At 44.2% G+C, this 12438-nt stretch carries 13 protein-coding genes and 1 other annotated feature; of the genes, 1 reads left to right on the top strand and 12 read right to left on the bottom strand.

What is annotated here, in order from left to right:
• Window positions 1-31 precede the first annotated feature (31 nt).
• The 5 genes from pyrP to ylyA form a co-directional block, all read right to left on the bottom strand.
• The gene (gene pyrP / locus NYE53_RS08405; RefSeq protein WP_339248140.1) at window positions 32-1339 is read right to left on the bottom strand and encodes a uracil permease PyrP; all 1308 of its coding nucleotides are present in this window, start codon (window positions 1337-1339) and stop codon (window positions 32-34) included.
• Between the two features lie 173 nt (window positions 1340-1512).
• Window positions 1513-2058 carry a bifunctional pyrimidine operon transcriptional regulator/uracil phosphoribosyltransferase gene (gene pyrR, locus NYE53_RS08400; RefSeq protein WP_003232127.1) on the bottom strand — a complete coding sequence of 182 codons (546 nt, stop codon included), beginning with the start codon at window positions 2056-2058 and terminating at the stop codon, window positions 1513-1515.
• A 182-nt stretch (window positions 2059-2240) separates the two neighbouring features.
• Complete coding sequence (locus NYE53_RS08395) at window positions 2241-3152, bottom strand: RluA family pseudouridine synthase (protein ID WP_339248137.1); 912 nt, start codon at window positions 3150-3152, stop codon at window positions 2241-2243.
• Between the two features lies 1 nt (window position 3153).
• The gene (lspA, locus tag NYE53_RS08390; RefSeq protein WP_003245047.1) at window positions 3154-3618 is read right to left on the bottom strand and encodes a signal peptidase II; all 465 of its coding nucleotides are present in this window, start codon (window positions 3616-3618) and stop codon (window positions 3154-3156) included.
• A gap of 103 nt (window positions 3619-3721) precedes the next feature.
• Window positions 3722-4096, bottom strand: a complete 375-nt coding sequence (gene ylyA, locus NYE53_RS08385; protein ID WP_339248134.1) for a sporulation-related RNA polymerase-binding protein YlyA — start codon at window positions 4094-4096, stop codon at window positions 3722-3724.
• A gap of 212 nt (window positions 4097-4308) precedes the next feature.
• Between ylyA and NYE53_RS08380 the strand changes: the two genes are divergently transcribed.
• A protein-coding gene (locus NYE53_RS08380; RefSeq protein ID WP_339245518.1) for an IS3 family transposase occupies window positions 4309-5498 on the top strand; the annotation gives its coding sequence in 2 pieces (ribosomal slippage) (window positions 4309-4609 and window positions 4609-5498; 1191 coding nt in all).
• 55 nt (window positions 5499-5553) lie between these two features.
• Here the strand turns inward: NYE53_RS08380 and ileS are convergent.
• The 7 genes from ileS to pgeF form a co-directional block, all read right to left on the bottom strand.
• Window positions 5554-8319 carry an isoleucine--tRNA ligase gene (gene ileS, locus NYE53_RS08375; RefSeq protein WP_015483209.1) on the bottom strand — a complete coding sequence of 922 codons (2766 nt, stop codon included), beginning with the start codon at window positions 8317-8319 and terminating at the stop codon, window positions 5554-5556.
• Window positions 8320-8371: 52 nt separating this feature from the next.
• Window positions 8372-8598: a binding site (T-box leader), on the bottom strand.
• Window positions 8599-8660: 62 nt separating this feature from the next.
• The gene (gene divIVA, locus NYE53_RS08370) at window positions 8661-9155 is read right to left on the bottom strand and encodes a septum site-determining protein DivIVA (RefSeq protein ID WP_003221468.1); all 495 of its coding nucleotides are present in this window, start codon (window positions 9153-9155) and stop codon (window positions 8661-8663) included.
• 93 nt (window positions 9156-9248) lie between these two features.
• A complete protein-coding gene (locus tag NYE53_RS08365; RefSeq protein WP_015252130.1) occupies window positions 9249-10022 on the bottom strand; it encodes an RNA-binding protein in 774 nt (257 codons plus the stop codon).
• A gap of 60 nt (window positions 10023-10082) precedes the next feature.
• Window positions 10083-10355, bottom strand: coding sequence for a YggT family protein (locus tag NYE53_RS08360; protein WP_003221463.1), 273 nt, complete (start codon window positions 10353-10355; stop codon window positions 10083-10085).
• Between the two features lie 6 nt (window positions 10356-10361).
• Entirely contained in the window at window positions 10362-10817 is a 456-nt protein-coding gene (gene sepF / locus NYE53_RS08355; protein WP_014476753.1) for a cell division protein SepF, read from the bottom strand.
• Complete coding sequence (locus NYE53_RS08350) at window positions 10814-11506, bottom strand: YggS family pyridoxal phosphate-dependent enzyme (RefSeq protein ID WP_014479734.1); 693 nt, start codon at window positions 11504-11506, stop codon at window positions 10814-10816. The genes sepF and NYE53_RS08350 overlap by 4 nt, the downstream gene beginning before the upstream one ends.
• A 6-nt stretch (window positions 11507-11512) precedes the next feature.
• Window positions 11513-12349, bottom strand: coding sequence for a peptidoglycan editing factor PgeF (pgeF, locus tag NYE53_RS08345; RefSeq protein ID WP_339248129.1), 837 nt, complete (start codon window positions 12347-12349; stop codon window positions 11513-11515).
• Between the last annotated feature and the right edge of the window lie 89 nt (window positions 12350-12438).

Raw genomic sequence — 12438 nt, 5'->3', positions numbered from 1 at the left:
CCAAGCCTCTCTGGACTTTCATTAAAAGGTTTTAAATATGATGTTGTTCAGATGTGTCTGCCTGCTCTTCCTTCGCCTTCGGAAGAATCAGGTTTAAGATGACACCGACAATTGCGGCAAGCGCCATTCCTGACACTTGGAATCCGCCTTGAGATACTTGGATAAAAGCGCCTCCTACACCGATGACAAGGATTACTGATGTAATAATGAGGTTTCTGTTGTTTTCATAATCAATTTTGTTGTCAATCAGCATTCTCAGGCCGCTTGAAGCAATGATTCCGAACAGCAGGAAGGAGACGCCTCCCATAACCGCTGACGGCACTGAACTGATCAGCGCTGAAATTTTGCCGATAAAGCCGAAGCAAAGGGCAATCACTGCCGCGCCCCCGATGACAAAGACGCTGAATACTCTTGTGATGGCCAGCACGCCAATGTTTTCTCCGTAAGTCGTTGTCGGAGGGCCGCCGATCAGAGAAGCAAGAATTGTCGCCACGCTGTCACCCATAATGGAGCGATGCAGTCCCGGCTTTTTAATGAAATCTTGTCCAACAACCTTACTCAGCACCATTTGGTGGCCGATATGCTCTGACATTGTGACAAATGCGACAGGAACCATTGCGGCTGCGATGCCGAGTGTAACTGACGGTGAATAATCTTTGAACGGAATGATAAATTCAGGCACTGCAAACCATTTCGCGTCAAGCACCGGCTGGAAGTTGACAACCCCTTGAGTAAGGGCAAACAGGTATCCGCCGATGATTCCGATCAGAACCGGAATCAGGCTTAAAAACCCTCGTAAGAAAATCGCACAAATAATCGTAATTGCCAGCGTAACTCCTGCGACACTAAAGTGCTTTAAGCTGTAGACCAACTCACTCGCGTTCGGATCAGCATACATCGCCATGTTTACTGCAGTGCTTGCCAGTCCCAGCCCGATGACGATAATAACAGGCCCTACGACTACAGGCGGGAGAATCTTCATCAGCCATCCTGTTCCAAGCTGCCTAATCAATAAGGCAATCAGCCCGTACACCAGCCCTGCAAGAAACGCTCCAACCATTGCCGCTCCCGGCCCGCCGGTCGCTTTTACCAGAATGATCGGAGAAATAAAGGCGAAGGATGAACCGAGATACGCCGGAATTTGTCCTTTGGTAATAAGAAGGTACGCCAGTGTTCCGATGCCGCTTGTCACCAACGCCACAGCAGGACTCATTCCGACGAGCTTCGGAACCAAAATGGTTGAGCCAAACATGGCAAACAAATGCTGAAGGCTGAATGAAACCCAAGAGAAAGGTGTCGGGACATCCCTGACCCCTAAATTTACTTTTTTCTTACTCATGATGATTTCCCCCTGATTGTTGACTTTCATTTTAGGATGACTCAATGACTGTATAAAAAAACCTCTTTGCTTTTTTACGCAAAGAGGCATACAAAGACCTGCCGAATGCTTTTTGGGCCTTTGTTGTGCACCTCTTTGCAACCTCTCTGGATTGCCCTTAAAAAGGTGATCTATTATTCGTTTTCATAAATGGCGACGAGATCGTTTTGGTCTACCTCATCAAGCTGAACCATAACCTTTTCAGACTTTGATGTCGGGATGTTTTTCCCGATATAATCCGCTCGGATCGGCAACTCCCGGTGTCCTCGGTCCACAAGCACCGCAAGCTGAATGGAGGAAGGTCTGCCTACATCAACAAGCGCATCCATTCCTGCTCTGACTGTTCTTCCGGTATACAGAACATCATCAACGAGAATGACTTTTTGATCTGTAATATCTACCGGAATATCTGCACCTTTTACAAGCGGTTCATCGTTGCTCGTTTTTTTAGAAAGATCGTCTCTGTAAAGAGTAATATCAATTTCACCGACTGTAACAGGATTTCCCTCAATCTGTTCAATGCGTTCCGCAAGGCGTTTTGCCAGGTAAATCCCCCTTGTCTTAATACCGACAAGAATGCAGTTATTCATTCCTTTATTGCGTTCGATCATTTCGTGAGCAATCCTGGTCAGCGCCCGTCTGATTGCCTGTTCGTCGAGAATGACAGCTTTTTGATTCAATGTGTGACACCTCACAGTTCATATAGAAGAAAAAACCCCTCCTGCCAGAGCATAGAGGGGTTTTAGGACAAGGTGCGCGCCTATACACGCATCCCGTCAATCCGTTATCCTTCTCAGCCTCTCTGGACTGTTTTAAAGAATCTATTCAGCTTCGTTTATTATTTCAGAAAAGAAACCCTCTGTCAACCGTTTTTTCTGAGGTTTTCGATTAATTCTGCCATATCCTCAGGAAGCGGCGTTTCAAATTCGACATATTCTCCTGTTCGTGGATGGTCAAAACCTAAAACTCCCGCGTGAAGCGCTTGGCCATTAAAGTCGATTGTTTTTCTTGGGCCGTATTTCGGATCGCCTGCTAATGGGAATCCGATATATTTCATATGAACACGAATTTGATGGGTTCTCCCTGTTTCAAGCTGGCATTCCACTAACGTAAAATCCTGAAAACGCTCTAGTACATGAAAATGAGTGACAGCGCTTTTGCCATCACGTGTCACAGTCATGCTTTGACGGTCTTTCTTATCTCGTCCGATCGGCGCGTCAATTGTGCCATCATCGTGAGAAATAAGCCCGTGGACAACTGCCGTATATTTCCGCGTGACCGTTTTGTTGACCAATTGGTTTACAAGTGACTCGTGCGCCATATCATTTTTCGCCACCATTAATAAACCGGACGTGTCCTTATCGATTCTGTGAACAATACCCGGACGCATCACGCCATTTATTCCGGAAAGGTCTGTGCAATGAGCCATAAGGCCGTTTACAAGTGTGCCCGTAAGATGCCCGGGTGCTGGGTGAACAACCATTCCGCGAGGTTTGTTGACGACCAGCACATCCTGGTCCTCATAATAAATATCCAGATCCATAGGCTCTGCCAGGACGTCGAGCGCTTCCGGTTCGGGTACAGTGACGGTCACCTGATCACCCGGCTGAATTTTATAATTCGCTTTCACCGCGCTTCCGTTCACGACAACCTGTCCGTCTTTTACCCATTGCTGAACCTGGGTTCTTGACCAATCATTCTCAGTCGATGCCAAAAATTTATCAATCCGCTCACTTTTTTGTTCTTCTGAAGCGGTTATATCAATTTGATTCATGCTATTGCTCCTTTTTCTTTTTCCCGCTGTCCAACAGCATTTGTATAAATAAAAGCATTACGCCGACACATAATGAAGAGTCCGCGATGTTAAATATCGGGTAATTGTAATTGACAATAATAACATGGATAAAATCCACAACTTCCTGTCTGACAGCCCGATCGATAAAGTTGCCGATGGCACCGCCAAGCATAAGTCCGAGGGCAACGCCAAGAAGCCTTTGTCCTTTTGTATAACGCTGTATGTAATAAACAATACCAATAATAACAGCGGTTGTAATGAGGTAGAAAAACCACATCTGACCCGCTAATATCCCCCATGCAGCACCCGTATTGCGATGGGAGGTGATATAGAATACCTGATCAATGATCGGAATGCTTTGGCCAAGTTCCATGTTCTTAACAACTAGCCATTTTGTCAATTGATCGGCTGCAATAATAAGTAGTGCAATCATATAATACAGCACAAACGTTCCTCCAGTTTACGGTTACTTTAATCCATTATGCATTTTATCAATAAAAAGCACTGGAGTAAAGAAATATCAGGCATATTAACTGGTCAGACACTGTTTATTCATACAGTGCCTGACCATATTCGATATCCGTTGATTTCCATATCGGAAGCGTTTTTTTTTCGAATTGGACAGAATAAAGAAAATCGTTTGCTGTTCGGGCCGTCGGCAGCACCGCCAGCTTTGAAAGAGGAATGGGGGCCCCGGTTTCTTCACAGTATCCGAATGTGCCGTTTTCGATTTTTGACAATGCAAGGAGAACGTCTTGAAGTTCTTCTTTAATATGGTAGATCAGAGTTGCTTTTTGTTTTTGATTGATTGCTGCTTGCGGGCTTGTAGAAACCTGAAAGCAAGAATACTCAAATAATCTCGACTGTAATTCTTCTTTCATCAGAAGAAGTTCCGTATAAATTGCGGTCAGTTGATCATTCATTCTTCACAACTCCTGCTCTTAACGTAGTATCTTTATTGTTGCCTGTGAATGATGATCTAAAGCCCATAAGATTTTTCCTGTCGTTCTAAAGGATGTCACTCTTGGCACAAAAAAAGCCCGGCTTTTACGTGATATTATCCCCTCTAAGTAGACAGTGTAAAAAGCCCGCTTTTCAAAAGTGGCTGTTACACTATACGTGGAGGGGATTTTTTATGGCGAGAAAAGGGCAACACTTTCAAAACTATACGAAAGAATTTAAGATGAAAGCTGTCAAAATGTACGAGGAAGGAAACAAAAGCTATAACACGTTAGCTGAAGAATTAGGGCTTCGAAGTTCAACCCAGCTCAAAAATTGGGTGAAAACATATCGGGAAGGCAAGTCTTTTGATGATCAAAGGGGAAAAGATACAAAGTCAGACAATCCTTTTATTGGACGCCCTAAAACAACGTTTAAAAGTGTTGAGGAAGAACGAGATTATTTAAAGGCACAGGTCGAATACCTAAAAAAGCGCTATCCAAATCTGCATGGGGAGGACGGATTTTGAAGGCAGCACGATTTGAAGCTGTTCACGAATTGAAGGACCGTTATCCGATTACGTGGCTGGTATGTATCGCCAAAGTGTCACGGTCAGGGTACTATAAATGGCGCAAGGCTCAAAGGTTTCGAATGGCAAGGCAACAGAGAGATCAGATCATAAAAGAGCACATCATGGCGATTCATCATTCACGCCCTTTCTATGGCTATCCTCGGATTACTGTCGCTTTAAAGAAAGAAGGTTTCTGCGTCAACCATAAGCGTGTTTACAGATTGATGAGAGAGATGAACATCCACTCGATTATTCGAAAAAAGCGTCGTTATTTTGGAAGAAAGGCATCGGTTGTCCTGCCAAACCGGCTTAACCGAGAATTTCAAACCAATCAGCCTAATCAGTTATATGTAACCGATATTACCTATATTGCTTGCGGACAACGATTCTATTATCTTTCTGCAGTACAAGATCTTTACAACAATGAGGTTGTCGCATGGAAACTGTCAAAGCGAAATGATCTTGAACTGGTGATGAAAACAGTGGAAAGTTTAACAACTCAACGGGATGTCCAAGGGGCCATTCTCCACTCTGATCAAGGATTCCAATACACAACAAAAGCATATCAAAAGCGACTTGAAACCGTTGGTTTGAAGGGCAGCCATTCCCGTAAGGGAAACTGCCTGGATAACGCCTGTATCGAATCATTTTTCTCGCACCTCAAAACAGAGAATACATACTTTTCTTCATGCCAAACTGAAAAAGAGCTCCACAAAAGCATTAAAGATTACATCCAGTTCTATAATCACGAACGATTCCAGAAAAAATTAAACCAGTGTGCTCCGGTAGAATACCGTAACACACTGGTTGCTTAGGCTTTTTATGGCTGTCTACTTGACAGGGGTAAGACCATACGCCGGGCCCTTTTTATTATTTTTGATAGTATTTTTCAACGATTTCAGCGTTGCGTAATGAAAGTGTAGGATATTTCGGATTTGCACCTACATCTTTTGAAATCACACGTGATCTCTCACACATTTCGCCTTCCGCTTTCTCGACAGCGATTTTACCCGTCGCAAAGCTTTGCGCATCGTTCGGCGCATCATTTTCTTCGCTGATTGTCAGTTCAGACACAATAAACAGCTGAGAAAGGTTTTCTTTTATGGAAGCCAAGAGCTCCTTGTTTTCTTTGTTTGGATACAATTTCAGGTTTGCTTCCAAAGATTTACCGATAATTTTTTCATTTCGCGCAGTTTCTAATGCTTTTAACACGTCATCACGAAGAGCCATAAAGCGGTCAAATTTTTCTTCAGTCGCTTCACTGTTTGGAACCGCGATTGTTTCCGGCATATCGGTCAGCTGAACGCTCTGCTCTTCAACAAATGTTAAATGAGACCACAATTCGTCTGCCGTATGTGGAAGGATAGGCGCAGAAAGCTTCACTAATGCAAGAAGCGTTTCGTAGAATACTGTCTGCATGCTGCGTCTATCCGGATGATCCGCATGCTCAATGTAGACAATATCTTTTGCAAAATCAAGGTAGAATGAGCTCAATTCGATTGTGCAGAAATTATGAATGCTGTGATACACAACCGCAAATTCGTACTCATCATACGCTTTTTTCACTTTATCAATCAGCTTGTTCAGCTTAATCAGCATATACTGATCCACTTCACGAAGATCTTCGACAGCCACCGCATTTGTTTTTGGATCAAAATCGAAAAGGTTGCCGTGAAGGAAACGGAACGTGTTGCGGATTTTACGATATACTTCCGCAACCTGCTTTAGAATGGCGTCAGACACGCGAACGTCCGCCTGATAATCCACTGAAGATACCCATAATCTTAAGATGTCGGCACCAAGCTGTTTCATGACTTTAGCCGGAACAACAACGTTACCGATTGATTTACTCATCTTGCGTCCTTCTCCATCCAGTGCGAACCCATGGCTGAGCACACCTTTATACGGCGCTTTCCCTGTTACGGCTACTGCTGTAGAAAGAGAAGAGTTAAACCAGCCGCGATATTGGTCAGATCCCTCTAGGTATAAATCAGCCGGGCGAACGAGGTCTTCACGTTCTTCAAGCACTGCTTGATGTGAAGAGCCTGAATCAAACCAAACATCCATGATATCCTGTTCTTTTGTAAAAGTGCCGTTCGGGCTGCCAGGATGCGTAAAGCCTTCCGGAAGAAGATCCTTTGCTTCTTTTTCAAACCAAATGTTTGATCCGTGCTGTCTGAACAATTCAGAAACATGTTCAATGGTTTCATCTGTAATAATCGGTTCTCCGTTTTCAGCGTAAAATACCGGAATCGGCACACCCCACGCACGCTGTCTGGAAATACACCAGTCTCCGCGGTCCCGAACCATGTTGTGCAAACGCTGCTCGCCCCATTCAGGAACCCATTTGGTTTCTTTAATGGCATCCAGCAGGTCTGATCTGAAATCTTTAATAGACGCAAACCATTGCGCTGTCGCTCTGAAAATGGTTGGTTTTTTTGTTCTCCAATCATGCGGATAAGAGTGAGTAATGAATTCAAGCTTCACAAGTGCGCCTTTTTCATCAAGCTGCTGTGTGATTGCTTTGTTTGCATCATCATAGAACATGCCTTCAAACCCAGGAGCTTCGCTTGTCATTACACCTTTTTCATCAACCGGGCAAAGCACATCTAAACCGTATTTTTGGCCGATGATAAAGTCATCTTCCCCATGTCCTGGCGCTGTATGAACGCAGCCTGTTCCGGCATCAGTTGTTACGTGTTCACCAAGCATAACGAGAGAGTCTCTGCCATATAGCGGGTGTTCAGCGATAATGTTCTCAAGGTCTTTCCCTTTGACCGTTCTTGTCACTTCATACTGATCAAATCCGCATGCCGATGCAACATTTTCGACTAAGGCACTTGCTACGACAAAGCGGTCTTCACCTACTGCAATCACGCTGTACTCAAGATCAGGGTGCACTGAGATTCCGAGGTTCGCCGGAATTGTCCAAGGCGTTGTTGTCCAAATGATGATGCGCTCGCCGTTTTCAAGAACGCCTTTTCCGTCTTTTACACCAAAAGCGACGTAAATAGATGCTGAACGTTTATCTTGATATTCGATCTCGGCTTCAGCCAGAGCAGACTCACTTGAAGGTGACCAGTTAACCGGTTTAAGGCCTTTGTAAATGTAGCCTCGTTTTGCCATTTCACCAAATACGCGGATTTGCTGCGCTTCGTATTCCGGTTTTAATGTCACATATGGGTTTTCCCAGTCACCGCGGACACCAAGACGTTTGAATTGCTCACGCTGTCCCTCGATTTGCTTCCAAGCGTACTCTTCGCATAGTTTGCGGAATTCCGCTACTGACATTTCTTTGCGGTTGACCTTTTTGTTTTTTGTCAGAGCTGTTTCAATTGGCAATCCGTGTGTATCCCAGCCCGGCACATACGGTGCGTTGTAGCCGCTCATTGATTTATAGCGGACAATGAAGTCTTTCAAAATCTTGTTAAGTGCATGGCCCATATGGATGTCGCCGTTTGCATACGGAGGTCCGTCATGTAAAACAAATTTCGGGCGGTCTTTCGTCCGTTCCTGAACAAGACGGTAGATATCCTCTTCCTCCCATTTTTTTTGAATGTCAGGCTCACGGTTTGGCAAATTTCCCCGCATCGGGAAATCTGTTTTCGGCATTAAGAGCGTGTCTTTAAAATCCATTTTCATTCCTCCACTGCATTTTTTCAGAAAATAAAAAAAGCCCTCTCATCCCATAAGGGACGAGAAAGCTTATCTCGCGGTACCACCCTTTTAGAAAAAGCAAGCATACACTTTTTCCTCTTGAGCATCGTAACGTGATGAACGTCCTAACCTACTGTGAGTTCAGCAAGGAAACTAAAGGGCTGATCTACATGATTCCGGCCATCCCGGACTCTCACCATCTCCGGGTCGCTATGAAGGCCTGAAGGAAACATGACTGTCCCTTTCAACCGTTTTTTCATCTGAATTTATGAACGTATTATATTCGACAAGCTAAGAAAATGTCAAGATAATCAGAGAATTTATTCCTTTTCCTCAAATACAGCGTCGACTTCATACTCAAGGAGATGATCCCAATCGTCATTTTTCAGAAGATCAAGCTGAGCTTCAATCAGCATTTGGAAACGTGTTCTGAACACTTTAGACTGTTTTTTCAGCTCTTCAATTTCCATTGCAATTTTTCTTGATTTTGATAACGATTCATTGATAATGCGATCAGCGTTTTTCTCCGCTTCCCGAACAATCAGCTTTGCCTCTTTTTGAGAATTGCGTTTTACGTCTTCAGCCGCTTCTTGAGCAACTAAAATTGATTTATTCAATGTTTCCTCAATATTTGCAAAGTGTCCGATTCTTTCATCAAGCTCATTGACTTTCGCTTCAAGCTCAGTTTTCTTGCGGAGAACAATTTCGTAATCTTTTCTGACTTGGGCTAGGAATTCATTTACTTCATCTTCATCATATCCGCGAAAACTTTTTGTAAACGTCTTGTTGTGAATATCATTTGGCGTTAATGGCATGATGCCACCTCCATTTTTACATTTCAGTACGGTTATCTAGTTCACATTATAAAACAAATTTCGCACAGATGGAGAAAAAAACTGAAAAACCGACTATTTTTGTCGTTCAAACGTAACTCTCCATTTGTCTTTTTTGGTTTTCCCTTCGATTTTTGTTAAGCTGCACCGACCAAAACCTCTGATAGACAGCATGTCCCCTTCCGCGACTATGTATGAAGGATCTTCAACCACCTTCCAGTTCACTTTCACGAGGCCGTTTTTCACAAGCGTCTGTGATTTCTGGCGGGATTGCCTGCTCATAGAGGCGCAGACGGCGTCAAGCCTTAAAGAAGAAACCGTGTCATCTCTTATTTCGACATCAACTGCTGGAATGTTAAGGTCTGACAAGTCGATTTTCTCTAGGCTAACCGCCGCTTTGCCTGCTTGGGTCAGTTGTGCAGCCACAAAATCAGCGGTATCGGCTGAGACAATCAATTGCACTGCTGTCTCAGAAAACACGATGTCACCGAATTTTTGCCGCTTTAACCCTATGCCCATTAATGCACCAAGCAGAGAACGATGATCTACTGAGACAAACTTGTCAGCATAACGGACGTTAAACGCCTGCAGTTCAAAATCTGATTCTTCCGGAGTAATGTACTCTGGATACAGAATCGCCCGTTTCCGCTCCGCTCTGTTATAGCCGCCGGAAAAAGCAAGCCCGACGTCAGCCTGTCCCGTAACAGCAGAGAGGATGACCTGCTCTCGGGGATCTAAAAAGTCTGTCAGCTTCATCCGGTACTGCTCCTGGACAATTCTTTTCCATTCGAGCGCCTGATCAATAAAGGCCCGCTCGTCTTTTCTGAAGTGCTGATATATATCGCTCATCGTCTTTCCCTTCTATGTAAAGAGGCTTGGCTGCTGCCAAGCCCCTATCAAACTGTCACATTAAAACGCAATCATGCGATAAAGCCCCCACAAGCCGGTTGTCGCAAACCGAAGCACAAGTATTGCTACGATTGGTGAAATATCCAGCATTGCAATCGGAGGAATGATTTTTCTAAATGGTTCGAGATATGGTTCACAAATCGAAGCCAAAAAACGCCCGACTGCTGTTTCCCTCGTACTCGGCACCCATGACATAAAAATATATATGATCAGGGCAAATGAGTATATTGTAATTAATAAGCTTAAAACCGAAAAAACTTGATAAAGGATCATCTCGCTTTACCACCTCTGATGTTCGTCTTCAGATATGAGCTCAGAAATTGTGCCTGATACATCTACGTTGTCAGGCGTGCAGAGGAAAATATCTGAGCCGATTCTTTGAATATCGCCGCCAATGGCATAAACGGTTCCGCTTAAAAAGTCTACAATCCGCTTCGCCTGGTCATGCTGTATCCGCTGAAGATTGACGACAACTGCCCGACGGTTCTTCAAATGGTCGGCTATTTCCTGCGCCTCCGCATAAACGCGCGGCTCACTCAACACCACTTTAGAGGATTTCTGAACACTTTGCAAGCTCACTACATTCTGTTTGCCCGCAGGTTTATTCCCCGTATAAGCCGGCTTTTCTTTTTGCTCATGCTCCTCATGAGATTCCCGCTCTGTCTCAATATATTCATATTCGTATTCTTCATCTTCCATTGAGAAAAAGTTTTTCAGTTTATTTTTCATACTCATTGCTGTACACCCCCTGTTTCATTTCCGACTAACGATGAGCCGATTCTAATATAAGTAGCTCCTTCTTCAATTGCAATTTCAAAATCATTTGACATGCCCATCGACAGTTCAGTACACGGAGCGTTCGGCTGGTTCAGCTTCTGAACCTGGTCACGGAGTTCTCTCAGCGACCTGAAACAGCTTCTGATCTGATCTTGATCATCAGTCAGCGGAGCCATTGTCATCAGCCCGGCAACAAGGATATGTTCAAAACCGGAAAGCTCCTGTATGAATGGAATGACTTCTTCTTTTTTCATGCCGTGTTTAGAAGGCTCAAGAGAGGTATTGACCTGCACAAAGCATCGTACAGTACCTTCAGCCCGTTTTTCAATTTCTTTCGCTAATGAGAGCCGGTCTAGGGAATGGATATAGGAAACCGCATTGACGACAGATTTTGCTTTTCTTGATTGCAGACTGCCGATAAAATGCCATTCTGGATTCCCTTTCATCAATTCCTGTTTGCGGAGCAGTTCCGCATCCCGATTCTCTCCGAGGCAGGTGATGCCAGCATCTACTGCCTCCTGTGCTCTTTCAGGCGATACATATTTAGTGACTGCAATAACCGTAACTTCATCGGAGCTGCGGCCCGATCTGTTACATGCTTCGTTTATTCGTTCGTTTATATGTCGTAAATTATCAACAACACGCAAGATCTTTTATGCCTCCTTCATTCCGATAAAGGACATCATCCGTCCAGTTTTCCCCTGATCGCGGCGGTGAGAATAGAAAAGAGACGGCTCGCTTTCCGTGCATAAACCGCTGACAGAAATTTGTTCACTTGCCAAACCGCTGTCCATCAGTATAAGACGGTTCAGCTCTTTCAGATCAAGCTGATATTGTGCCTTTGCCGTCTGATTAACGGCAAGGTCTGCTGAAACCGGCATTGCGCGGACAGCATCCATGACGCGGTCGTCTACCGTATAGCATGCACCGCTGATAGACGGGCCAATAACAGCGTAAATATCTGAGGGATTTGAACCTTCCTTCTCAGTCCATTGCTTCACCATTTCTCTGCCAATCTGTTTGACGGTGCCTTTCCACCCGGCATGGGCGACTCCGACAAGCGACTTAACCGGATCATAAAAGAAAAGAGGCACACAATCAGCAAAGCATAATGCCAAAAATACATTTTTTTCATTTGTATATAGCCCGTCCGTTGCTTTTAGAGCCGTGTGATACTCACGGGCGCCTTTTCCCCTATCCCTCTGCGTCACTTTCTGAACGCGATTATCATGTGTCTGATCAGCGAATACCCAAGACTGCAAATCAGTATTAAACATATCGGCAATATATTCACGATTTTTAACTACATCTGCATCTTTGTCATGAACGTGCAATCCTGTATTTAACGATTCAAAAGGCTTTTGGCTGACACCGCCGTTTTTTGTCGTAAATCCGGCAATGACCTCTTTGTTGTTTTGATTCGTTTGAGCCCAGTCTTGTATCATGAGTGTCGAGGGTGTGGTAAGACTGAATGGGTGATATGTATTCATGATGATCCAACCTTTCGACAAACATTTAAAAAAGCGGAATTTCCCACTTATTTTACCACATCTTACTGCATTCGTTGAGCGCCGATTTG

It is taken from the genome of Bacillus sp. FSL R5-0523 (assembly GCF_037975295.1).
Classification (GTDB): domain Bacteria; phylum Bacillota; class Bacilli; order Bacillales; family Bacillaceae; genus Bacillus; species Bacillus subtilis.
Note: the sequence above shows the minus strand (reverse complement) of the source record. Positions and strands in the feature narration are given on the sequence as shown.

Bases quoted from the DNA above. Each gene is read 5' to 3' on its own strand.
- ylyA (WP_339248134.1), bottom strand. From the start codon at position 4,096: ATGAATGATCAACTGACCGCAATTTATACGGAACTTCTTCTGATGAAA.
- ileS (WP_015483209.1), bottom strand. From the start codon at position 8,319: ATGGATTTTAAAGACACGCTCTTAATGCCGAAAACAGATTTCCCGATG.
- pgeF (WP_339248129.1), bottom strand. From the start codon at position 12,349: ATGAATACATATCACCCATTCAGTCTTACCACACCCTCGACACTCATG.
- pyrP (WP_339248140.1), bottom strand. From the start codon at position 1,339: ATGAGTAAGAAAAAAGTAAATTTAGGGGTCAGGGATGTCCCGACACCT.
- sepF (WP_014476753.1), bottom strand. From the start codon at position 10,817: ATGAGTATGAAAAATAAACTGAAAAACTTTTTCTCAATGGAAGATGAA.
- NYE53_RS08360 (WP_003221463.1), bottom strand. From the start codon at position 10,355: ATGATCCTTTATCAAGTTTTTTCGGTTTTAAGCTTATTAATTACAATA.
- NYE53_RS08395 (WP_339248137.1), bottom strand. From the start codon at position 3,152: ATGAATCAAATTGATATAACCGCTTCAGAAGAACAAAAAAGTGAGCGG.
- divIVA (WP_003221468.1), bottom strand. From the start codon at position 9,155: ATGCCATTAACGCCAAATGATATTCACAACAAGACGTTTACAAAAAGT.
- NYE53_RS08365 (WP_015252130.1), bottom strand. From the start codon at position 10,022: ATGAGCGATATATATCAGCACTTCAGAAAAGACGAGCGGGCCTTTATT.